This window comes from Cedecea davisae DSM 4568, from assembly GCF_000412335.2.
Taxonomy (GTDB): domain Bacteria; phylum Pseudomonadota; class Gammaproteobacteria; order Enterobacterales; family Enterobacteriaceae; genus Cedecea; species Cedecea davisae.
Genome location: NZ_KE161030.1, coordinates 4,122,589 through 4,145,479, shown reverse-complemented (window position 1 = coordinate 4,145,479; position 22,891 = coordinate 4,122,589). Strand labels below are relative to the sequence as shown.

21 protein-coding genes are annotated in these 22,891 nt (G+C 56.0%); 10 read left to right on the top strand and 11 right to left on the bottom strand.

The annotated features are described in order from the left end of the window. Positions 1–64: 64 nt before the first annotated feature. The 4 genes from nlpI (at position 65) to mtr (ending at position 4,471) form a co-directional block, all read left to right on the top strand. Positions 65–949, top strand: coding sequence for a lipoprotein NlpI (gene nlpI, locus HMPREF0201_RS18845; protein ID WP_008454770.1), 885 nt, complete (start codon positions 65–67; stop codon positions 947–949). 110 nt (positions 950–1,059) lie between these two features. Beyond that, a complete protein-coding gene (yrbN, locus tag HMPREF0201_RS23130; RefSeq protein WP_099458804.1) occupies positions 1,060–1,137 on the top strand; it encodes a protein YrbN in 78 nt (25 codons plus the stop codon). After that, positions 1,130–3,067, top strand: coding sequence for a DEAD/DEAH family ATP-dependent RNA helicase (locus HMPREF0201_RS18840; RefSeq protein WP_039898857.1), 1,938 nt, complete (start codon positions 1,130–1,132; stop codon positions 3,065–3,067). The genes yrbN and HMPREF0201_RS18840 overlap by 8 nt, the downstream gene beginning before the upstream one ends. A gap of 159 nt (positions 3,068–3,226) precedes the next feature. Beyond that, a complete protein-coding gene (mtr, locus tag HMPREF0201_RS18835) occupies positions 3,227–4,471 on the top strand; it encodes a tryptophan permease (RefSeq protein ID WP_039898856.1) in 1,245 nt (414 codons plus the stop codon). Positions 4,472–4,513: 42 nt separating this feature from the next. On the opposite strand, the gene HMPREF0201_RS18830 is transcribed toward mtr, so the two are convergent. The 3 genes from HMPREF0201_RS18830 to ubiU all read right to left on the bottom strand — a co-directional run bounded on the left by HMPREF0201_RS18830 (position 4,514) and on the right by ubiU (position 7,547). Beyond that, positions 4,514–5,521 carry a luciferase-like monooxygenase gene (locus HMPREF0201_RS18830; RefSeq protein WP_016538356.1) on the bottom strand — a complete coding sequence of 336 codons (1,008 nt, stop codon included), beginning with the start codon at positions 5,519–5,521 and terminating at the stop codon, positions 4,514–4,516. Positions 5,522–5,664: 143 nt separating this feature from the next. Continuing rightward, positions 5,665–6,543, bottom strand: a complete 879-nt coding sequence (locus HMPREF0201_RS18825) for a U32 family peptidase (RefSeq protein ID WP_115586376.1) — start codon at positions 6,541–6,543, stop codon at positions 5,665–5,667. A gap of 8 nt (positions 6,544–6,551) precedes the next feature. Beyond that, complete coding sequence (gene ubiU / locus HMPREF0201_RS18820; RefSeq protein ID WP_016538354.1) at positions 6,552–7,547, bottom strand: ubiquinone anaerobic biosynthesis protein UbiU; 996 nt, start codon at positions 7,545–7,547, stop codon at positions 6,552–6,554. 258 nt (positions 7,548–7,805) lie between these two features. Here ubiU and ubiT point away from each other — a divergent pair, with 258 nt between their 5' ends. Further along, complete coding sequence (gene ubiT / locus HMPREF0201_RS18815) at positions 7,806–8,330, top strand: ubiquinone anaerobic biosynthesis accessory factor UbiT (RefSeq protein WP_039898854.1); 525 nt, start codon at positions 7,806–7,808, stop codon at positions 8,328–8,330. Further along, on the top strand, positions 8,324–8,827 hold the full coding sequence (locus HMPREF0201_RS18810) for a GNAT family N-acetyltransferase (protein WP_016538352.1): 504 nt from the start codon (positions 8,324–8,326) through the stop codon (positions 8,825–8,827). Before ubiT ends, HMPREF0201_RS18810 begins: the two co-directional genes overlap by 7 nt. On the opposite strand, the gene HMPREF0201_RS18805 is transcribed toward HMPREF0201_RS18810, so the two are convergent. Continuing rightward, entirely contained in the window at positions 8,824–9,117 is a 294-nt protein-coding gene (locus tag HMPREF0201_RS18805) for a GIY-YIG nuclease family protein (protein WP_016538351.1), read from the bottom strand. The genes HMPREF0201_RS18810 and HMPREF0201_RS18805 overlap by 4 nt on opposite strands. A gap of 53 nt (positions 9,118–9,170) precedes the next feature. Between HMPREF0201_RS18805 and HMPREF0201_RS18800 the strand changes: the two genes are divergently transcribed. After that, positions 9,171–9,599 carry a YhbP family protein gene (locus HMPREF0201_RS18800; protein WP_016538350.1) on the top strand — a complete coding sequence of 143 codons (429 nt, stop codon included), beginning with the start codon at positions 9,171–9,173 and terminating at the stop codon, positions 9,597–9,599. Here HMPREF0201_RS18800 and HMPREF0201_RS18795 read toward each other — a convergent pair. Beyond that, positions 9,596–10,114 (bottom strand): type 1 glutamine amidotransferase domain-containing protein, encoded by a 519-nt coding sequence (locus HMPREF0201_RS18795; RefSeq protein ID WP_016538349.1) that lies wholly within the window; start codon positions 10,112–10,114, stop codon positions 9,596–9,598. The two genes, HMPREF0201_RS18800 and HMPREF0201_RS18795, sit on opposite strands and share 4 nt — an antisense overlap. Before the next feature lie 84 nt (positions 10,115–10,198). Here HMPREF0201_RS18795 and HMPREF0201_RS18790 point away from each other — a divergent pair, with 84 nt between their 5' ends. Beyond that, positions 10,199–10,843, top strand: coding sequence for an NAD(P)H-binding protein (locus tag HMPREF0201_RS18790; protein ID WP_039898852.1), 645 nt, complete (start codon positions 10,199–10,201; stop codon positions 10,841–10,843). A gap of 19 nt (positions 10,844–10,862) precedes the next feature. On the opposite strand, the gene nrdG is transcribed toward HMPREF0201_RS18790, so the two are convergent. The 3 genes from nrdG to HMPREF0201_RS18775 form a co-directional block, all read right to left on the bottom strand. Further along, complete coding sequence (gene nrdG, locus HMPREF0201_RS18785; RefSeq protein ID WP_039898851.1) at positions 10,863–11,327, bottom strand: anaerobic ribonucleoside-triphosphate reductase-activating protein; 465 nt, start codon at positions 11,325–11,327, stop codon at positions 10,863–10,865. A 73-nt stretch (positions 11,328–11,400) separates the two neighbouring features. After that, a complete protein-coding gene (nrdD, locus tag HMPREF0201_RS18780) occupies positions 11,401–13,536 on the bottom strand; it encodes an anaerobic ribonucleoside-triphosphate reductase (protein WP_039898850.1) in 2,136 nt (711 codons plus the stop codon). A gap of 296 nt (positions 13,537–13,832) precedes the next feature. Next, positions 13,833–14,714: a LysR family transcriptional regulator gene (locus HMPREF0201_RS18775; RefSeq protein ID WP_016538345.1), complete on the bottom strand. Its 882-nt coding sequence runs from the start codon at positions 14,712–14,714 to the stop codon at positions 13,833–13,835. 102 nt (positions 14,715–14,816) lie between these two features. On the opposite strand from HMPREF0201_RS18775, the gene HMPREF0201_RS18770 reads away from it, so the two are divergent. Next, on the top strand, positions 14,817–15,347 hold the full coding sequence (locus tag HMPREF0201_RS18770; RefSeq protein ID WP_016538344.1) for an NAD(P)H-dependent oxidoreductase: 531 nt from the start codon (positions 14,817–14,819) through the stop codon (positions 15,345–15,347). 63 nt (positions 15,348–15,410) lie between these two features. On the opposite strand, the gene treC is transcribed toward HMPREF0201_RS18770, so the two are convergent. From treC to treR, 3 genes are all read right to left on the bottom strand, one after another. Continuing rightward, positions 15,411–17,069, bottom strand: a complete 1,659-nt coding sequence (gene treC, locus HMPREF0201_RS18765) for an alpha,alpha-phosphotrehalase (RefSeq protein WP_016538343.1) — start codon at positions 17,067–17,069, stop codon at positions 15,411–15,413. 53 nt (positions 17,070–17,122) lie between these two features. Beyond that, positions 17,123–18,541 (bottom strand): PTS trehalose transporter subunit IIBC, encoded by a 1,419-nt coding sequence (treB, locus tag HMPREF0201_RS18760; RefSeq protein ID WP_016538342.1) that lies wholly within the window; start codon positions 18,539–18,541, stop codon positions 17,123–17,125. A gap of 121 nt (positions 18,542–18,662) precedes the next feature. Beyond that, the gene (gene treR / locus HMPREF0201_RS18755; protein ID WP_016538341.1) at positions 18,663–19,610 is read right to left on the bottom strand and encodes a trehalose operon repressor TreR; all 948 of its coding nucleotides are present in this window, start codon (positions 19,608–19,610) and stop codon (positions 18,663–18,665) included. 464 nt (positions 19,611–20,074) lie between these two features. Here treR and mgtA point away from each other — a divergent pair, with 464 nt between their 5' ends. Next, positions 20,075–22,792: a magnesium-translocating P-type ATPase gene (gene mgtA / locus HMPREF0201_RS18750; protein ID WP_016538339.1), complete on the top strand. Its 2,718-nt coding sequence runs from the start codon at positions 20,075–20,077 to the stop codon at positions 22,790–22,792. The last annotated feature ends 99 nt before the right edge of the window (positions 22,793–22,891 follow it).

Here is a 22,891-nt window from a genome sequence, read left to right as displayed (position 1 = left end):
CGGATGTCTCGTTTGCAGCCGGGGGACAGGACGTTCATCCATTTGTTGTCTTCGGGAGTAGGAAATGAAGCCTTTTTTGCGCTGGTGTTTCGTTGCGACAGCTATCACGCTGGCCGGATGCAGCAACTCTGCCTGGCGTAAGAACGAAGTATTAGCGGTGCCACTGCAGCCTACGTTGCAGCAAGAAGTGATTCTGGCACGCATGGAACAAATACTTGCCAGTCGGGCTTTAACCGATGACGAACGCGCACAGCTTTTATATGAGCGCGGAGTGTTGTATGATAGTCTCGGTCTGAGGGCTTTGGCGCGGAATGATTTTTCACAAGCGCTGGCCATCCGTCCCGATATGCCTGAAGTATTCAATTACTTAGGCATTTATTTAACGCAGGCAGGCAATTTTGATGCTGCCTATGAAGCGTTTGATTCTGTACTTGAGCTTGATCCAACTTACAACTACGCGCATTTAAATCGCGGTATCGCCCTCTATTACGGTGGTCGTTATCGTTTAGCGCAAGATGATCTGCTGGCGTTTTATCAAGACGATCCCAACGATCCTTTCCGTAGCCTGTGGCTCTATATTGCTGAACGCAATCTGGACGAAAAGCAGGCCAAAGTGGCGCTACAACAGCGTCTCGAGAAATCGGATAGAGAGCAATGGGGATGGAACATTGTCGAGTTCTACCTGGGCAACATTAGCGAAAAAGAGCTAATGGAACGCCTCAAGGCGGACGCAACGGATAACACCTCGCTCGCTGAGCATCTCAGTGAAACCAACTTCTATTTAGGTAAGTACTACCTAAGTCTGGGGGATAAGGACAGCGCCAAGGCACTGTTCAAGTTAGCGGTTGCTAACAACGTACACAACTACGTTGAGCATCGTTATGCATTGTTGGAATTAGCGCTCTTGGGCCAGGAGCAAGACGACCTGGCAGAATCGGACCAGCAATAGCTGACGAACAACGATCGTCCCATAAACTTTTTAACTAAAGTCATCACCTTAACGGGTGAGGGCGTTTTTGTTCGTTAATCAATCAAATTTGAGCCGGTTCACACTTTTCAATGAAAATTGCAGATCAATTTCACGATGAGTTACGTAGACTGGCCGCCATCAATGAGGCACATGTACTACATGACTGATATCATCGAAACCACTTTTTCTGATCTGGGGCTGCACGCCTCCATCATTCAGGCCCTGAACGATCTGGGCTACGAAAAGCCATCACCTATTCAGGCAGAGTGTATTCCACACCTGCTGAATGGCCGCGACGTTCTGGGCATGGCTCAGACCGGTAGCGGTAAAACCGCAGCGTTCTCTTTACCGCTGCTGAACAACCTCGATCCTGAGCTTAAAGCACCGCAAATCCTGGTGCTGGCGCCGACCCGCGAACTGGCGGTTCAGGTTGCAGAAGCCATGACGGATTTCTCTAAACATATGCATGGCGTTAACGTCGTGGCCCTGTACGGCGGCCAGCGTTATGACGTGCAGCTGCGCGCTCTGCGTCAGGGGCCACAGATTGTTGTCGGTACTCCGGGTCGTCTGCTGGACCACCTGAAACGCGGCACCCTGAACCTGTCCGGCCTGAAAGGTCTGGTACTGGACGAAGCGGATGAAATGCTGCGTATGGGCTTCATCGAAGACGTTGAAACCATCATGGCGCAGATCCCGGCTGAACATCAGACCGCGCTGTTCTCAGCAACCATGCCGGAAGCTATCCGTCGTATTACCCGTCGCTTCATGAAAGATCCTCAGGAAGTGCGCATTCAGTCAAGCGTAACCACTCGTCCGGACATCAGCCAGAGCTTCTGGTCTGTTTACGGCATGCGTAAAAATGAAGCGCTGGTTCGTTTCCTGGAAGCGGAAGACTTTGATGCGGCGATTATCTTCGTGCGTACCAAAAACGCGACTCTGGAAGTGGCCGAAGCGCTGGAGCGTAGCGGTTACAACAGCGCCGCGCTGAACGGCGACATGAACCAGGCCCTGCGTGAGCAGACTCTGGAGCGCCTGAAAGATGGTCGTCTGGACATCCTGATCGCAACCGACGTTGCGGCTCGTGGCCTGGACGTTGAGCGTATCAGCCTGGTTGTTAACTACGACATCCCGATGGACTCCGAGTCTTACGTTCACCGTATCGGTCGTACCGGTCGTGCTGGTCGTGCTGGTCGTGCGCTGCTGTTCGTTGAGAACCGTGAACGCCGCCTGCTGCGCAACATCGAGCGCACCATGAAGCTGACTATTCCTGAAGTAGAACTGCCAAACGCAGAACTGCTGAGCGAACGTCGCCTGGCTAAATTCGCCGCTAAAGTTCAGCAGCAGCTGGAAAGCAGCGATCTGGATCAGTACCGCGCGCTGCTGGCAAAAATTCAGCCTTCTTCTGAAGAAGAACTGGACATCGAAACGCTGGCCGCAGCTCTGCTGAAAATGGCTCAGGGTGAGCGTCCGCTTATCCTGCCACCGGATGCACCGATGCGCCCACGTCGCGAGTTCAAAGAACGTGACGATCGTTTCGAACGTCGCGGCGACCGTAACGATCGCGGCCCGCGCGGCGACCGTCCGGAGCGTGGTGGTGAAGACCGTCCGCGTCGTGAACGTCGTGAAGCTGGCGATATGGAACTGTACCGCATCGAAGTTGGCCGTGATGACGGCGTTGAAGTTCGTCACATCGTTGGCGCTATCGCTAACGAAGGCGACATCAGCAGCCGCTACATCGGTAACATCAAGCTGTTCGGCACCCACTCCACCATCGAGCTGCCGAAAGGCATGCCGGGTGAAGTTCTGCAGCACTTTACCCGCACTCGTATTCTCAACAAACCGATGAATATGCAGCTGCTGGGCGACGCGCAGCCACGTCCTGAGCGCAGCGGTGAACGCCGTGGCGGTCCTGCTCGTGAAGGCGGCCGTAGCTTCGGCGGTGAGCGTCGTGAAGGTGGCCGTGGTCCACGTCGCGATGGCGCTGGTGCCGGTGCTGGCGCGGGTCGTAGCTTCAGCGGCGAACGTCGTGAAGGCGGTCGCGGTCCACGTCGTGAAGACGGTGCGGCAACCGCACGTCGTCGCTTCGGTGATGCATAATTGACCTATAATCTGCCGCTCTGTTTCTGAGCGGCAGTGAAAAAGCCCTGGTTATTGCGACCGGGGCTTTTTTTTATCCCTTTTGTACTCATGTACTGGTACAATGAGCCGCGTCAGACAACTTCATTACGCTTCACCTCATTTTTCAGGGAACCCGATATGACAACTTTAACCACCACCGGCACCAGGCCCTCGCTTATCGGCGGCGTGATGATAATCGGTGGGACTATCATCGGCGCAGGGATGTTTTCGTTACCCGTGGTTATGTCGGGTGCCTGGTTCTTCTGGTCGCTGGCGGCGCTGGTTTTCACCTGGTTCTGCATGCTGCATTCCGGGCTGATGATCCTCGAAGCGAACCTTAACTACCGCATCGGCTCCAGCTTCGACACCATCACCAAAGACCTGCTTGGCAGACGCTGGAATGCGGTAAACGGCCTGTCGATTGCGTTTGTCCTCTATATCCTGACCTACGCTTACATCTCGGCCAGCGGCTCTATCTTGCACCACACCTTTAGCGAAATGTCTCTGAACGTACCGGCGCGGCTTGCCGGTCTGGTGTTTGCTCTGGCGGTGGCGTTTATTGTCTGGCTGAGCACTAAAGCGGTAAGCCGGATGACCGCTATTGTGCTGGGCGCCAAGGTCATCACCTTCTTCCTGACTTTTGGCAGCCTGCTTGGGCACGTTACCCCGGTTACGCTGTTTAACGTCGCCGAGAGCAACGCTTCCTACACCCCTTATCTGCTGATGACGCTGCCGTTCTGCCTTGCCTCGTTTGGCTACCACGGCAACGTGCCGAGCCTGATGAAATACTACGGCAAAGATCCGCGCACCATCATCCGCTGCCTGGTATACGGCACGCTGCTCGCGCTGGTGCTGTACGCCATCTGGCTGCTGGGGACGATGGGCAACATTCCTCGTCCGGAGTTTATCGGCATTGCGGAAAAAGGCGGGAATATTGATGTTCTGGTACAGGCGCTCAGCGGCGTGCTGAACAGCCGTAGCCTGGATTTACTGCTGGTGGTGTTCTCTAACTTTGCGGTAGCAAGTTCATTCCTCGGCGTGACTTTGGGGCTGTTTGACTACCTGGCCGATCTGTTTGGCTTTGATGATTCCGCTCTGGGTCGTCTGAAAACGGCGCTGCTGACTTTCCTGCCGCCGATTGTGGGGGGCCTGCTGTGGCCGAACGGCTTCCTGTATGCGATTGGTTATGCCGGGCTGGCGGCAACGATTTGGGCGGCGATTGTTCCGGCGCTGTTGGCCAGAGCTTCCCGTAAACGCTTTGGCAGCCCTAAGTTCCGGGTCTGGGGCGGTAAGCCGATGATTGCGCTGATTCTGGTGTTCGGCGTCGGCAACGCGGCAATCCATCTTCTTTCGACCTTCGATCTGCTGCCGGTCTACAAATAGCAGAATAGCGGCCCTCCCGTTGCGGGAGGGCCGGATGACAAACTAGCCCAACAATTCCTCTTTTACCTGCATCGCCAGATCGAATGAATGCAAACGAGCCTGGTGATCGAAGATCTGCCCGTTAACCATAATTTCATCCGCTTCGGTTTCACGCAGTACGGACTCAAGCCCGTGGCGAATTTTTGCCTTATCTCCTACCAGGGACATACTCAGCGCCTGCTGCACGCCGTATTGTTCTGACGCGGACCAGAGCTGGTGCATGTTTTCCACCGGCGGCGGCAGTTGCCCGGTTTCGCCCCGGCGCAAGCGAGTAAACGCCTGCTGCATCGAGGTAAACAGGAATTCTGCGTCACGGGTGCTGTCGGCGGCGATGATATTGATGCACACCATCGCATAAGGTTTTGCCAGGCGTTCGGAAGGCTTAAAGTTCTCGCGGTATAGCTGTAGAGCGCGGAACAGCATATCTGGCGCAAAATGCGAAGCGAAGGCAAACGGCAGGCCCAGTTGAGCCGCCAGTTGAGCGCTATACAGGCTGGAGCCAAGTAGCCACACCGGCACTTTCTCGCCATAGCCCGGAACCGGGCGTACGTGCGGATTAGGATCGCGGGCGTCAAACCAGTCCACCAGCTCCGCTACATCGCGCGGGAAGTTGTCCACATCGCCGCTCATATGGCGGCGCAGCGCCATCATAGTGCGCTGGTCGCTGCCCGGCGCGCGGCCAAGCCCGAGATCGATACGGCCAGGGTACAGCGTATTAAGCGTCCCGAACTGCTCGGCAATCACCAGCGGAGAGTGGTTGGGTAGCATCACGCCGCCGGAACCCAAATGCAGCGTGGTGGTGTTGGCCGCCAGGTAGCCAATCAGCACCGACGTTGCCGCGCTGGCGATGCCGACCATATTGTGGTGCTCGGCCAGCCAGTAGCGATGGTAGCCGCGCTTTTCAGCCAGCCGGGCAAGATCCAGAGAGTGGGAAAAGGCCTCGCGGGCGGAAGAGCCCTGAGGGATCGGCGCAAGATCCAGCACCGAGAAAGCAATATTTTTGTCAGTCATAACCGCTCACTTTTGTTACAGCGTAGTCATCAGATTGAAGGTCTTCTTCCAGCCTGGCGCAGGAATCCCGCACCGGCCAGAAAAGCTGCATCTTTAATAGTGCATTAGAAAATGACGATTATTGTTAACAAAGTGAGCTTTTATTATGCCTGTAACTCCAGCCCGGCAAGACGCCGCCAGTAGCCGTTACAGTCGCTGCGTGCCGCCAGCGGCAGCGGCGCACTGCCGTTTTCGTTGGCGCGGAAGGCATCAAGCACGTCCAGCGTGCCTATGCCCATTGGGGAGAGGCGCACAATGTCCACCAGCCCCTGCATCGAAGCCAGCTCATTGCCGAGGTTATAGACATATCCGCTCATGGTCTGAATGCCGTTGAGCACAAAGACCTGCTGCTGCTCCTGAGAACGCATATCCCGGCCGTTCGGGTACTTAATGCAGCAGGTTTCGCATTCATCTTTGGCGCGGTCTTCGGAGCGAGCTGTAAAGCAGCGTGCCGAATAGGCCAGCGGTAAATGGCCGTAGCTGAGCACCTCGACTTCAAATTTGTTGCGGATGCCCAGTTCATCGCACTGGTCCAGCATATTAGCCAGCCAGTCGCGGGAAAGCTCCACCGGCATGCACCAGCGCATCATTCCTTGCTTGTGCAGCAGGCGCAGCGTGACGGCGTTATAGCAGTTGAGCGCGTGCCCGGCAACGAACGGCAGTTTGCGCTCGGCAGCCATATTCACGCTGCCGATATCGTTAGCCTCAATCAGGAAGTCGCCGTTTTCCACATAGCGTTTTAGCTCATTCAGCTCTGAAGGAGCCTGCACCAGCGCGAGGGTAGAAAGCACCACCTGCTTGCCCTCGTTTGCCAGCATTTTTGCCATATCCAGCCAGTCGCCGACTTTGGTGGCGCGACGTTTGCTGCACACCGCCTCCCCGAGATAAATGACATCGGCGCTGCTTTTTGCTGCGGACTGGTAAAACTTTTCCAGCGTCTCTTTTGGCCAGTAGTAAAGCACCGGCCCTAATGAATATTTCATGCTGTTTCCTACTGCCATTTACGGTGATAGGCACCGAGAGTCGTTTGTGTTCCTTCGGCCATCGAACCGAGTGCTTCCATCCAGGCGGGCTGCGCCCGATAGTTTTGCGAGTCTGCCATACAGCGGTCGATAGCCTGCCGCCAGACCTTCGCTACCTGGGTAACATAGGCCGGGCTGCGCTGGCGACCTTCAATTTTCACCGAGGCGATATTCGCGGCCAGCAGCTCCGGCAGCAGTTCTAGCGTGTTCAGGCTGGTGGGTTCTTCAAGCGCGTGGTAGCGCTGGTCATCAACCAGATAGCGCCCTTTACACAGCGTCGGGTAACCGGCGTTTTCGCCTTCCTCATAGCGGTCAATTAATACGTCGTTAAGGCGCGACTCAAGGCCCTGTGGCGTTTGCTGCCAGCGCACGAACCGGGCGGGGGAGCAGGCGCCCACGGTGTTAGGCGACTCGCCCGTCAGATAAGAGGAGAGATAGCAGCGGCCTTCGGCCATAATGCACAGGCTGCCAAAGGCAAACACTTCAAGCGGAACCGGGGTTACGCGGGCGAGCTGTTTTACCTGGTGGATGGAAAGCACGCGCGGGAGCACCACGCGGGCGACATCAAAATTGCGATGATAAAAACGGATCGCTTCTTCATTGGTTGCCGAAGCCTGCACCGACACATGGCGCTCAATATGCGGATAACGTTCAGCGGCATATTCCAGCATCGCCAGGTCGGCAAGAATTAATGCATCGGCACCAAGCTGGGCGGCCATATCGACCGCACGCTGCCAGCGCACATAACCGTCCGGGTGTGCAAAAGTATTGATAGCAATATGCAGCTTGCGGCGGCGCTGGTGCACATAGCTTACGGCTTCCTGGAGCTTTTTCTCGGTGAAGTTAAGTCCGGCAAAGTGGCGTGCATTTGTGTCATCTTTCAGGCCGATGTAGACCGCATCCGCGCCGTTATCAATGGCCGCTTTCAGCGCCGGGAGGTTTCCGGCTGGGCAAAGCAACTCCATAATTTATCCTGAATCTTAGGGGGCCGCAGCGTATGCTGGCCCTCGCTGCGCGGGGATGGCAGCAAAATTGTTAACGAACCGGGATTTTAGTTAACCTGTCGGCGACAATTTTTGATTTGGGGCAGAGAAAGGCGTATTGCTTAGAGTGAGCGCCCCCAATTCGCCTCTTATGCAACCTGCGGAATTGTTGATTTGACGCGCTATAGGGAATTGTCGTTATGGCAAAATAGCGGCAAATTTTTAAAAGGAGTCAAGCCCGTGTTAGATAAACTGCGTTCTCACCTGGTTCAGGTTGGTCCTTCTCTGCTGCGGGTACCGGTCAGGATGACCCCCTTTGCCGTCAAACGTCAGGTACTGGAGCAGGTACTCGGCTGGCAGTTCCGTCAGGCACTCCAGGATGGCGAACTGGACTTTCTTGAAGGGCGCTGGCTAAGTATTGAGGTTCGCGATCTCGGGCTGAAGTGGTTTACTTCCGTTGAGGACAATAAGCTGCTGGTGTGCGACGATGCGCCAGCGGACGTAAGCTTTAGCGCCGAGGCTAATGACCTGCTGCTGATAGCCGCGCGTAAGCAAGACCCGGATACCTTGTTCTTCCAGCGTCGTTTGCTTATTGAAGGCGATACGGAACTCGGGTTATATGTGAAGAATCTAATGGATGCCATTGAGCTGGATGCGATGCCTAAACCGCTGCGCATCGTGCTGCTTCAGCTGGCTGATTTTGTTGAGGCGGGTTTGAAACATAACGCCGCCGCTGAAAGTAATTCGATAGGTGAGCCATGTTAATTCGTGTAGAGATCCCCATTGATGCCCCCGGCATCGACGCGCTGCTGCGTCGCTCTTTTGAAGGCGAAGGTGAAGCCGGGCTGGTCAGAGCGCTGCGGGAAGATGGGCTATTAACCCTGGGGCTCGTCGCAACCGATGACGAAGGCCAGGTTATCGGCTACGTTGCTTTCAGCCCTGTGGCGGTGGAAGGCGAAGAGTTGCAGTGGGTTGGGCTTGCTCCTCTGGCGGTAGACGAGTCCGTTCGCGGGCAGGGCATTGCTAAACAGCTGGTCTACGAAGGGCTGGACTCGCTCAATGAGTTTGGCTATGCCGCTGTCGTCACGCTTGGCTCCCCTGAAATGTACGGCAAACTCGGCTTCCAGCCGGCTGCTCGCTTCGGCCTGCGCTGCGGCTGGCCGGGCACGGAAACGGCGTTCCAGATCCATCCTCTGGCCGACGATGCGTTAAACGGGGTAGAAGGCCTGGTGGAGTATTCAGACCACTTCAATCGCTTTTAGTCCGTTTTCCCTTGAAGACTTGCCAGCATGTCTTCAAGGGTTACCTTCCCGTCCACCAGCCGTTCTTTCTGGGTTTTACTGAGCTGTTTAATGCGATATTCGGCCCGCAGCGCCTGCGAGCGGTCGCCTATTGGCTGGTGGAACACCAGCGTTAACTCCCCTTTGCCGCGCAGCGCCTTTGCGCCTTTCCCCGCCTGATGTTCGGCGAAGCGGCGCGACACATCGGTGGTGATGCCGGTATACAGACGGTTATCGGTACAGCGAATTAAATAGAGATACCAGGAAGTCATAGGGCGGGCGCATAATTAACATTTGCCGCAGAGTATCACTGTTCAGGTTTACGATGGAATCACTCAATGCCATCAGCCGCTGGCTGACAAAACAGCACGTTCTGACCTATTGCGTGGGCGGTGGGGAATCGCTCTGGTGCGCCAACGCCTTTTATATTTTTGACGCCGGGCGGGTCGCATTCTATCTGCTCAGCGAAACCAGCTCGCGCCACGGTGAGCTAATTGGCCAGCAGTCGCCCGTAGCGGGGACGGTCAACGGCCAGCCAAAAACCGTAGCGCTAATTCGCGGCTTACAATTTCGCGGTGAAATTCGCCTGTTGAGCGAAGACGAGTCTGCCAGCTACCGCAGCCGCTACCTTAAACGCTTTCCGATTGCGCGCGTGATGTCGGCTCCGATGTGGGAAATCCGCCTCGATGAGCTGAAAATGACCGACAACACGCTCGGTTTTGGCAAGAAGCTACACTGGCTTCGCGAAGCCTAGCGACCCAGCAGGATCAGGGCTTCGCGGTTAAAGGCCGGAAGATCGTCTGGCGTTCTGCTGGTGACCAGCTGATGCCCGTCGATGACCACTTCCTGGTCGTAAAAATCAGCCCCGGCATTTTTCACGTCGATGACGATGGGTTTTACAGCAGTAAGCTTTCTGCCGCGTATCACATCCGCGCTAATCAGCAATTGTGGGCCATGGCAGATGGCAAAGACTGGTTTTCCGGAATGAACAAAGTCACGGGTGAAGGTAACAAATCGGTCATCGCCGCGCAGGGCGTCCGGGGAGTGTCCTCCGGGTAGAAGAAGGGCATCGAAGTCGGCAGGGCGAACTTCATCAATGCCTTTGTCTATTTTCACCCTGGCTTCACCTTTCTTGCCGGTAACCGTTTTTCCGGCTCGCTTCTCAATAGTAATAACCTGATGTCCAGCTTGCCTGAATTCCTCAGCCGGTGAGGTGAATTCAGAATCCTCAAACTCGTCGGTAATCAGAACTGCAATTTTCTTGCTCATCTTTCCTCCGTTGTGTTTGTCACACTACTAAGCCTGGACTACCATGCTGACATTGCAAGCGCTCAACGCGAACGGGGGGGCATTATGAGTCGAATCTTAATAACCGGCGCAACCGGGCTTATCGGCGGTCATTTACTTCGCCTGCTTAATGACGACCCGCGTATCACTTCTGTTGCCGCACCTACCCGGCGGCCGCTTGCGGTCACGATGGATAAGGTTGTTAACCCGCACGATCCTCAGCTTTCAGACGCGCTTTTACAGGTCACCGGGCCTGTCGACACGGTATTTTGCTGCCTCGGCACCACTATCCGCGAAGCAGGAAGCAAAGAGGTCTTTGTGCTCGTGGACTATACGCTGGTGGTCGACACGGCTATAGCCGGGCTGCGGCTCGGGGCCAGGCATATGCTGGTGGTCAGCGCGCTGGGGGCGAATAGCCGCTCGCCGTTTTTCTACAATCGGGTAAAAGGCGAGATGGAAGACGCGCTGATAGCTCAGAACTGGGCAAGGTTGACGATTGCCCGTCCTTCAATGCTGCTGGGGCATCGTGAATCTCAGCGCCTTAATGAATCGTTAATGGCTCCGCTGTTTAAGCTGCTGCCGGGTAAGTTAAAAGCGATTGAGGCGAGCGACGTCGCACGAGCGATGCTGGAGGAAGCGCTTAATCCTTCCCATGAAGGCGTTGCCATTCTTGATTCTAAGCAGCTGCGGGAGCGGGCTGGCGCGAAATAAAAAAGCCCCGAGGGGCTTTTTAACGTAAATGATGAACGACCTGGTTACTGCTGCCGCGCCAGATAAGCGCCGGATCTTTTAAATCCTGTACAAACTTGCCGTCTACCAGCACGTTTATCAAATCAACAAGTTCGCGCTGAGCCGCCGTCAGCTCATCGATTTTATAGCCTGTCCACACCCAGATATCCTTCCCGGGGCACTCGGCCCGCACGCGCTGCACCAGCCTGAGAATTTCCGGTACGTTCTGCGGATGCAGCGGATCGCCGCCGGAAAGCGACAGCCCCTGGCGCTTAACGCGGGTATCGTTAAGGTCGGCGATGATGCGGCCGGCCATCTCTGCGGTGAACGGCATACCGGAATTCAGCCGCCAGGTGCTCTTGTTATAACAGCCGGGGCACTCGTGCACGCAGCCTGAAACAAACAGCGTGCAGCGGGTGCCGGGTCCATTGACGATGTCGACGGGATAATACTGGTGATAATTCATTGAATTGGCCTGATACTCGAACGGTTCCCTCTCCCTTGAAGGGAGAGGGCCAGGGTGAGGGGAATTGTTCTATTTAACCAATCTGCCCGTTGCCCAGGTGTTTCACGCGCCGCTTCACTTCTTCCTGCTTACCGGCGTTAAACGGCCTGGCGTCCGGGCTGCCAAGGTAGCCGCAAACGCGACGGGTGACCGAAACGCGCGCCGCGTCGTGGTTGCCGCATTTAGGGCAGGTAAAGCCTTTGCTGGTACATTCGAACTCGCCGGTAAAGCCGCATTCGTAGCACTCGTCGATTGGCGTATTGGTGCCGTAATAAGGAACGTGCTTATAGCTGTAATCCCATACGTCCTCCAGCGCCCGCAGGTTGTGCTGGATATTCGGATACTCGCCGTAGCAAATGAAGCCGCCGTTGGCTAAAGGCGGGTACGGTGCCTCAAAGTCGATTTTATCGTACGGGTTAACTTTCTTCTCAACGTCGAGATGGAAGCTGTTGGTGTAGTAGCCTTTGTCGGTCACGCCCGGCACCACGCCAAACTCGGCGGTATCAAGGCGGCAGAAACGGTCGCACAGGTTTTCGCTCGGGGTGCTGTAGAGGCTGAAGCCGTAGCCCGTTTCTTCTTTCCAGCTGTCGGTGGCTTCACGCAGGCGCGTGACGATGGCAACGGCTTTCTCGCGCAGCGCTTCGCTGTCGTAAACGTGCTGGTTACCAAAAAGCGCGTTAACCGTTTCGTGAATGCCGATATAGCCCAGAGAGATAGAAGCGCGGCCGTTTTTGAAGATCTCGGAAACATCGTCGTCGGCTTTCAGACGCACGCCGCAGGCCCCTTCCATATACAGAATGGGCGCTACGCGGGCTTTAACGCCTTCAAGGCGTGCAATGCGGGTCATCAGCGCTTTACGAGCCAGCTGCAGGCGGTCATCCAGCAGCTTCCAGAATGCCTCTTCGCTGCCTTTAGCTTCCAGCGCAATGCGCGGCAGGTTAAGGCTGATGACGCCGAGGTTATTACGCCCGTCGTGAATTTGCTCGCCGTTTTCCTCATACACGCCGAGGAAGCTGCGGCAGCCCATTGGCGTTTTAAACGAGCCGGTCACTTTAACGACCTGATCGTAGTTAAGAATATCCGGGTACATGCGTTTGGATGCGCACTCGAGCGCCAGCTGTTTGATGTCGTAGTTGGCATCGCCGAACTTGTGATTCAGGCCGTCGCGAATAGCAAACACCAGTTTCGGGAACACCGCCGTCTTGCGGTTTTTGCCGAGACCCGCGATGCGGTTACGCAGGATAGAAGTCTGGATCAGGCGTGACTCCCAGCTGGTGCCAAGCCCAAAACCAAAGGTCACAAACGGCGTCTGGCCGTTGGCGGTATGCAGCGTATTCACTTCATACTCGAGTGACTGGAAGGCGTCATAGCACTCTTTCTCGGTGCGGGAGTGGGCGTAACCTTCCGCGTCCGGGATCTGCCACTCTTCGGCCACTTTACGGTGCTTATTAAAGCTTTCGGTCACAAACGGGGCCAGCACTTCATCGATGCGGTTAATCGTGGTGCCGCCGTAAATGTGGCTGGCTACCTGGGCGATAATCTGGGCGGTTACCGCCGTTGCGGTGGAGATAGACTTCGGCGGCTCGATTTCCGCATTACCCATTTTAAAGCCGTGGGTCAGCATGCCTTTCAGATCGATCAACATGCAGTTGAACATCGGGAAGAACGGGGAGTAATCGAGATCGTGATAATGAATATCCCCGCGCTCGTGCGCCAGGACAACATCGCGCGGCAGCAGGTGCTGTTTGGCATAATGCTTGGCCACGATCCCGGCCAGCAGATCGCGCTGGGTTGGGATAACTTTGCTGTCTTTGTTGGCGTTCTCGTTAAGCAGGGCGGAGTTTGTTTGCTCAACCAGACCGCGAATTTCCTGATTCAGGCGGCCACGTTTTTCGCGTTCGATATCGCGATCGTGGCGATATTCGATATAGGCGCGCGCCAGCTGCTTGTAGTTACCGGCCATCAGCTGGTTTTCTACCGCTGTCTGAATTTCTCCGATGTCTACCTGGCTGCGGCCCGCCATTTGGGCGCTGACGACATCTGCGACGGTGGCGCAATAGTCCGCGTCATCGACTCCCGCTGCTTTAGCTGCACGCAGAATAGCTTCTCTGATGCGCTCTGAAGTGAAAGGTACTTTGCACCCGTCTCTTTTCATCACATGCGGTGTCATTGTCTCTCCATTTTTATAAAAGGTTATCCACAAAGGATGGGAGGCTCCGGGAGCGCGTAGCTATTTGTCCTGCCATAGACTTCCCGAAGTGCGGCCCTGTTTATCCACAGATAATCCCCAGATTTATCCCTGAGGTGCTGTAGCTATATTAGTCGATAGATACAACATGTAGGGCCGGGATGCATTTTAAGTTCTATATATAGTGATTTGCATCAAACATGTTTACCATTTTATTGATGCAGAACAAGGTAAATCGGAGGCGGTAGAAACGGTGGGCGTTCGCAAAAAAAAGTAAATTAACGGCGGAATTTTTCGTTTAAATATTCAACGAATACGGCCGTTCTGGGAGGGAGTTTTCCGCCGGCATACTTCATCCAAAGCTGCTGCGGCGCGGGCGTATACTCTTTCAGAATTGCCTTAAGCCTGCCTTCCTCCACGAGCTTATCCAGATACCAGTCTGCCAGGCAAATAATGCCCATTCCTGAAAGTGCCGCGTCGACCAGCGAATCCGGTGACGTGGTGATAAACCACGAAGAGGCTTCGTCTATCAGCGAGTCATCATCCAGCCAGTGCTGCAGGCGGCCCGTGCCGGGGTTACGGTGCACAAGGCAGCGGTGATGCAACAGTTCTTCCGGCTTTTGTGGTGTGCCGTAGCGTTCAAGGTAGGAGGGCGTTGCCGCCACTATCGTTTTGCTTTCATAAAGTTCGCGTGCCACTACGCGGCTATCGCGCACGGTTCGGTGCCCAATGGCAATATCTATCCGCTCGCCAATCAGATTAACGCTGCGGGCTTCCATGGAGAGTTCGATGCGTATCTGCGGATAGCGCCGCTGGAATTCGCTCATCAGGGGCATGAGGCGATGGCGGCCAAAGCCGGGGATAACGCTAATTCTCAGCAGGCCCGCAGGTTCCGACTTCGGGTTAACCAGCGCCTGATTCAACGCCTGCCATAGCGGGGCAACCTGCTCCCGCAGCGCCATGCCTTCTTCGGTTAGCACCACAAAGTGCGTATTGCGCCCAAAAAGCACGATGCCCAGGCGTTGCTCAAGCTGGCGCACGTTTTTACTCACCGCCGCCGGCGTAATGCCCAGCTGGCGCGCCGCCGCAGAAAAGCTTTGGCAGTCCGCCGCGGCCAGAAACGCGGGAATGAGCCGATGAACATCCGGTGGAAGCGCCATGTTTATAACCTTTAGTTGAAACAGATATGCCCTGATACAGACTACAGGTAAGTCCTGCTATCTGAAAAGATAGCGACATCACAAAGCATAAAGGGCAGGAAAATGAAAAAGGTTCTGGTTCTGGCGGCGCACCGCTACCCTGAAAAATCTCGTATTAACCATGCGGCGGTCGAAGCGCTCAGCGGTTTGGCAGATGTCACCGTACATGAGCTGATGCGGGCATACCCGGATTTCAATATTGATGTTGAGCGCGAGCAAAAATTGCTGTGTGAGCATGATGCTATCGTGATGCTGTTTCCGTTCTGGTGGTACAGCTCGCCGGCTATCCTGAAAGAATGGCAGGATCATGTATTGAGCTACGGGTTTGCCTACGGCAGCGATGGCAAGGCGTTGCACGGTAAAAAACTGCTGGTTGCCACCTCTACCGGCGGCTCCGCTCAGGCCTACACCCCGGAAGGTTATAATCAGTATGCAGTGGAAGCTCTGCTGCTGCCGTTCCATGCCATGGCGAATAAAACCGGCATGATCTGGCAGCAACCTGCGCTGGTGCAGGGCGCCAACGACATTACCGACCCACTGATTGATGAAGGCGTGAACTACTGGCTAAGCCGGGTGAATGAGCTGAAAGGCTAACAAGGCTTGCCCCTCACCCCGGCCACTTTGCAAAGCGGCAGGGGGAAGGGCGAGCACAAAGCGCTAGCGCTTAATCCAGTAGACTGCCTCAAACGGGCGCAGGCTCATCTCGCCCGGTTTGTCTGCTGCGTCAGGGTAGTTGCTCATCAGCACTTCCCATTCGCCGCTGAAGCCGTCCAGCTGCAACCACTGCTGCTGATTGCTGAGGTTCGCGGCAACCACCAGCGTTTGCCCTTCCCATTCACGGCTGTAGCTCCACACCAGCGGGTGTTCCGGGAGCAAGTCCTTATAGTTACCCAGGGTCAGCACCGGCTCGGCCTTACGCAGCTTAATCAGCCGCTGATAGGCATAGAATACCGACTCATCGTCCGCCAGCGCGGCAGCGGCATTCACCGTTTGGTAGTTATCGCACAGCCCAATCCACGGCGTTCCTTCGCTGAAGCCAGCGTTAGCGCCCGCATCCCACTGCATTGGCGTGCGGCTGTTATCGCGGGATTTACTGGCCAGGATAGCCATCAGCGTGTCGCTGTCGCGGCCCTGGCTGCGCAGTTCGGCGTACATATTCAGGCTTTCTACATCGCGGTATTCGTCGATGCGGCTGAAATGAGGGTTGGTCATCCCCAGCTCTTCGCCCTGGTAGATATACGGCGTGCCCTGCATGCCGTGCAGCACCATCGCCAGCATTTTGGCCGAGGTAACGCGCAGTTCGCCTTCGTCGCCGAAGCGAGAAACGATGCGCGGCTGGTCGTGGTTACACCAGAACAGCGCGTTCCACGCAACGTTGTGCATGCCCCGCTGCCAGTGGTTGAAGATGGACTTCAGCTCCACGTAATCAGGTTTTGCCAGCGTCCATTTCTCGCCGCCGGGATAATCCACCTTCAGGTGATGGAAGTTAAAGGTCATCGACAGTTCGCTGCCGTCAAGCGCGCCGTACTTCTGGCAGTTATCCAGCGAGGTCGAGGACATCTCGCCGACGGTCATCATGCTGAGCGGTTTGAAAACATCACGGCTCATTTCCTGCAAGAATTCGTGAACGCGCGGCCCGTCGGTATAGAAACGGCGGCCATCGCCTCCGGCAACGTCGTTCGGGAACTGCTGATCTTTGGAGACCAGGTTAATCACGTCCAGGCGCAGGCCGTCCACGCCGCGGTCGGACCAGAATTCGCACACTTTTTTCAGCTCGGCGCGTACCTGCGGGTTCTCCCAGTTCAGGTCGGCCTGCTCAGGTGCGAACAGATGCAGATAATACTGGCCGCTCTCCGCGTGCCATTGCCAGGCGTTACCGCCAAATTTTGAGCGCCAGTTATTCGGCAGCAGATCCGGCGTTCCGTCGCGCCAGATATAAAACTCGCGATACGGGCTGCTTTTATCCAGCGACTTCTGGAACCATTCATGCTTCGTGGAGGTATGGTTAAACACCATGTCCAGAATGATGCGGATACCGCGCTGGTGGGCTTCGGCTACCAGTGAATCGAAGTCGTCCAGCGTGCCGTAGGTGGGGTCAATAGCGCAGTAATCCGCTACGTCATAGCCGTTATCGATCTGCGGGGAGAGGTAAAACGGCGTCAGCCAGATGGCGTCCACGCCTAACTTCTGAAGGTAGTCCAGGCGTTTAATCACGCCTTTCAGGTCGCCGGTGCCGCTGCCGGTGGTGTCCTGAAAACTCTTTGGGTAAATCTGATAGATGACGCCGTGCTGCCACCACGGAGGAGTGATATTCATAGCGGGTTCCTGCTAGCTGAAGGGTGGGCATTGCTGCCCACCGGTAAATCGAATTAAACCACCAACAATGTGCCCTGACGCAATTTGCGCTTATACACCACAGATGTCAGAACAATAGGTACGATGACCGCAATCACAATCGCAATCGCGTAAATGCCCCAGAACTTAGGCTGGATAGAAAGAATGCCCGGCAGGCCGCCCACGCCGATGCCGTTTGCCATCACGCCGTTAAGGCCGCAAAGCAGGCCAGCAAGGCCGGAACCCACCATCGCGCACAGCATCGGGAAGTGATACTTCAGGTTGATACCGTACATAGCCGGTTCGGTTACCCCGAGGTAGGCGGAAATCGCCGCCGGAACCGAAATTTCGCGCTCGTTTTGCTTACGGCTGCAAATGATGATGCCAACAACCGCGGAAGCCTGAGCAATGTTAGACAGCGCAATAAGCGGCCAGACCGGCGTCCCGCCCATGCTTTGAATCATCTGCATGTCGATGGCGAGCGTGGTCTGGTGCACGCCGGTAATAACCAGCGGGGCGTACAGGAAGCCAAACAGCGCCGCGCCGACCGGGGCAAAGCTGCCCGTCATCAGATGGCGAACCGCGAAGGCCACGCCGTCGCCAATCATGCGGCCAAACGGACCAATCACCGTATGGGCAAGGAAGACCGCCAGAATCAGCGAGCAAACCGGCACAATGACCAGGTAGAGGTAGTCCGGCACGATGCGTTTCAGGCGAGTTTCAATGAAGCCCAGCGCCAGGCCCGCCAGCAATGCCGGGATAACCTGAGCCTGATAGCCCACTTTCTGAATCGTGAACCAGCCGAAGTTCCAGACTTCCGGAATTTTGCTGCCAAGCTCGTAGGCGTTCATCAGCTGAGGTGATACCAGCGTGACGCCCAGCACGATCCCGAGGATGGGCGTTCCGCCCATCTTGCGGACCGCAGACCAGCAAATCCCTACCGGCAGGTAGAAGAAGATGGCTTCGCCAATCAGCCACAGGAAGTCATAAACGGTTTTCAGCGCCGGGTACATCTGCGCAAGCGTTTCGCCGTTGCTCATCGGCAAATCGCCAATGACGTTGCGGAAGCCGAGGATCAAACCGCCGCTTATCAGCGCGGGCAGCAGCGGGAAGAAGATCTCCGCGAAGTGGGAGATCAGCTGCTCGTGCCATTTCATATTTTGACGGGCGGCCGTTTTGGCCTGCTCTTTGTCAGCGGAGCTTAGCCCGGTGGTGGCAATCAGCGCTTTGTAATAGTCGTCAACGTCGGTGCCGATAACCACCTGAAACTGTCCGGCATTGGTAAAGCAGCCTTTCACCATCGGCAGGTTTTCGATCTCTTTAGGACTGGCATTCTCGGGATTATTCAGAACAAAACGCAGCCGGGTAATACAGTGGCTAACGGTGGCGATGTTTTCGCGCCCGCCGACCAACTCAATCAGCTTATCTATGTCCTGCTGTTTGACTTTACTCATATTGACACCCTGGGGTATGGAGGTAATGACCTGACTATAAGGGTAGCCAGTAATCCATTTTGCGAAAATGGGAACGTTCCCGAAATCAGGCCGGGATCACAATAATCCCGATCCTCAGGGCTTATTGAAGGTGGCTGGGAATAACGATTTGCCGCAGTTGTTGCTGCTGTGAGATCTGGCCGATCAGCTGCAACGCCGCGGCTCGCCCGGCTTCGGCGTAACCTGGATCGACGGTGATAATCTCCGGGTGCAAGAATTTCATCAGCGGCGTATTGCCCACGCTCGCGAGCTGCAGGCTGCTGCGGTTTTGCTGCTGAAGATATTTGCTGGCACCCAGCGCCAGGGTGTCGGTGGCGCACAGCAGGGCGGTAGTTTGTGGGGTTAACACATCCACAACGTGCTCATAGCCCTGCTTCATTGCCAGCCCCGGAAGGGCGGCATTCGGCGTGATGTCGTGTCGGCTACAAAAATCGAGGTAAGCCTGGTGGCGGCGGTAGCCTGTGGTAACGTCGGCATGCGGCACGCCCAGAAAACTGATGTGGCGATGCCCCTGTTGGTAAAGAGTGGACATCAGAATCTGAATCGCGCCGTCATCGTCATAACAGACGGAAGCGAAGCCGTTGGCATCCCTCGCCATCAGCACCAGCGTTGAGCGCCACGGCTGCAACATTTTTTCGCTAATGCCGGTAAAGCCAAACAGGATAACGCCGTCGATATTGCGGCGGCGCAGCATGCCCAGGTGCTCTTCTACCATCTCCGGCGAAAACTGGCTTTCCATCATGATGGGGTCGTAACCTTGCTCGTAGAGGCAAGGCAGCATGGTTTGAACCGCGAGATTTTCCGACAGGGAGTCGAGGCGCGAGACGATAATCGCCACCACTTTATCGCTCTGGCCGCGCATGGCACGGGCGGAGCGGGAAGGAGAGAACTCATGCTGCTGCATAACCGCTTCCACCCGCTCACGCGTGCGGGCGCTGACGCCGCTTTCATTATTCAATACGCGAGAGACGGTTGATTTCCCGACTCCGCTTAAGCGGGCAATGTCTTTAATGGTCAGGCGGCTTTGCATTGTTACTCTTTTTCCTGGTAGTCACGGAGCAAACCGGGTGACAACCGGTTTACGAGGGCAAATATTGTCACGTTTTCGCCTTCGGGCTGTAATCAGAATTATACTTAGGAAGCGTAAAACTTTAACCCAGTATTCCGAACCCGCCATGGGCAAAATCTGGTTTACAGACGGTTTAGTTTTACCGGCGTAGTATAAGCGGCATTCTGATTATGCCAGAAGGCATAATGCTATTTCTCTTTCAACGCTACCGGAGACGACATGGAACCCGATCCCAGTCCTCACCCTGAAGTAACAGGAATTTTCCGGTAAGCCCCAGGTTAACAGCCGCTGCCTTACCGATTTTGTAAGGCAGCGACGCATTCTCTCTTTTGACGTCCCTGCTATTTGATAATCTCCTGCCGGGTGAGGCCTTGCCGCGCTTGCAGAAGAAGGGGTGCCGCTCCAGACGGCGCTAAGGACGTTCTATGCAATTAAAAAATCTTACTCGCCAGCTGATGTCCCAGTTGAGCCGCCATTTGCCTCGCCGCCTGGTGCAGCGTGACCCGATGCCCGACGGCAACGTTGTGGCTAAAGCCGCTGACATTCCGGCCACGCTGACCCAATCCTGCCTGAAATACGCTGCGGCCAGCGAAGAGCAGCTTTACCTTGAGTTTGGCAGCCACCCGGAAGGGCTTAACGAACGCGAAGTCGAAAAGGCGCGCGAAACGTTTGGCATGAACCAGATCCCGGCCCAGAAGCCTTCACCGTGGTTCATTCATCTGTGGATTTGCTACCGCAACCCGTTCAACCTGCTGCTGACGGCGCTGGGAATTTTTTCCTACGCGACGGAAGACGACTTGTTTGGCGCCAGCGTTATCGCGCTGATGGTGGTTATCTCCACGCTGCTGAACTTCATTCAGGAAACCCGCTCCACCCGTGCGGCGGACGCGCTCAAGGCGATGGTAAGCAACACGGCGACCGTGCTGCGGGTCATCAATGAGCAGGGCGAGTATGGCTACGTAGAAGTGCCGCTGGATCAACTGGTGCCGGGTGATATCGTCAAACTCGCCGCCGGAGATATGATCCCCGCCGACCTGCGTGTGATCCAGGCTCGTGACCTGTTCGTTGCCCAGGCTTCGCTGACCGGCGAATCTCTGCCGGTAGAAAAAGTGGCCGTCAGCCGTCAGCACGACCAGCATAACCCGCTGGAGTGCGACAACCTCTGCTTTATGGGCACTAACGTGGTCAGCGGCACCGCGCTGGCTATGATTATCGCCACCGGGGGCAATACCTGGTTCGGCCAGCTTGCCGGGCGCGTCACCCAGCAGGAAAGCGAGCCAAACGCCTTCCAGCGCGGTATCAGCCGGGTTAGCTGGCTGCTGATCCGCTTTATGCTGGTGATGGTGCCTGTCGTGCTGCTGATTAACGGCTTTACCAAAGGCGACTGGTGGGAAGCGGCCCTGTTTTCGCTCTCCGTTGCGGTTGGTTTGACGCCGGAAATGCTGCCGATGATAGTCACCTCCACGCTCGCTCGCGGGGCGGTAAAACTGTCTAAACAGAAAGTTATCGTTAAGCACCTCGACGCTATCCAGAACTTCGGCGCGATGGACATTCTCTGCACCGATAAAACCGGCACCCTCACGCAGGACCGTATCGTGCTGGAAAACCACACCGATATCTTCGGTGAGGAGAGCGACCGCGTTCTGCACACCGCCTGGCTGAACAGCCATTATCAGACCGGCCTGAAAAACCTGCTGGACGTGGCTGTGCTGGAAGGCGTTGACGCCGATCACGCCCGCACGGCCGTTGCCCGCTGGCACAAAGTGGACGAAATTCCGTTTGATTTTGACCGCCGCCGTATGTCGGTAGTGGTTTGCGAGCAGCCGGACGTCCATCAGCTGATCTGCAAAGGCGCGCTCCAGGAAATTCTCAACGTTTGTACCCACGTCCGCCACGGCGACGAAATTGTGCCGCTTAGCGAAGGGATGCTGAAACGTATTCGCAGCGTGACCGATTCCCTTAACAGCCAGGGCCTGCGCGTGGTAGCTGTTGCTACTAAATTACAGCCTGCACGCAGCGAAGATTACAGCCGCGTGGATGAGTCTGACCTTATCCTCGAAGGCTATATTGCCTTCCTCGATCCGCCGAAAGAGACCACGGCTCCGGCGCTGAAGGCGCTGAAAGCCAGCGGTATTGCGGTAAAAATCCTCACCGGCGACAGCGAACTGGTGGCGGCGAAAGTATGCCGTGAAGTGGGTCTGGAAGTGGGCGACCTGATAATCGGCAGCGACATCGAAGAGATGAGCGACGAAGAGCTGGCGCGCGTTGCGCTGCAAACTACGCTGTTTGCCCGCCTGACCCCGATGCACAAAGAGCGCATCGTCCGTCTGCTGCGAGGTGAAGGCCACGTGGTTGGCTTTATGGGCGACGGCATTAACGATGCTCCGGCCCTGCGCGCGGCGGATATCGGCATTTCCGTTGACGGTGCGGTAGATATTGCCCGCGAGGCGGCCGATATCATCCTGCTGGAAAAAAGCCTGATGGTGCTGGAAGAGGGCGTTATCGAAGGGCGTCGTACTTTTGCCAACATGCTGAAGTACATCAAAATGACTGCCAGCTCCAATTTCGGCAACGTGTTCAGCGTGCTGGTGGCGAGCGCCTTCCTGCCGTTCCTGCCTATGTTGCCTATCCATCTGCTGATCCAGAACCTGATGTACGACGTCTCTCAGGTAGCTATCCCGTTCGACAACGTGGACGATGAGCAAATTCAGCAGCCGCAGCGCTGGAACCCGTCCGACCTTGGCCGCTTTATGGTGTTCTTCGGGCCGCTCAGCTCCATCTTCGATATCGTAACTTTTGGCGTGATGTGGTGGATTTTCAACGCCAATACGCCGGAAGCTCAGACCCTGTTCCAGTCCGGCTGGTTTGTTGAAGGCCTGCTGTCACAAACCCTGATTGTGCATATGATCCGTACCCGCCGCATTCCGTTCCTGCAAAGCCGCCCGGCGTGGCCGCTGATGGTGATGACGCTGCTGGTGATGGCGCTGGGTATCGCGCTGCCGTTCTCACCGCTGGCCGAGTATCTCCACTTGCAGGCGCTGCCGCTGAGCTACTTCCCGCTGCTGGTGCTGATCCTCGGGGGGTATGTGATGCTTACCCAGGCCGTTAAGGGCTTCTATAGCCGCCGCTACGGCTGGCAATAATCTCAAAAAATGGCGAGATGTGATCCACGTCTCGCCATAATGTTGCTGAAAAATCCTTCACATGGTAACAGATTGTTTTTGCTGTTTTCTGGCCCGTCA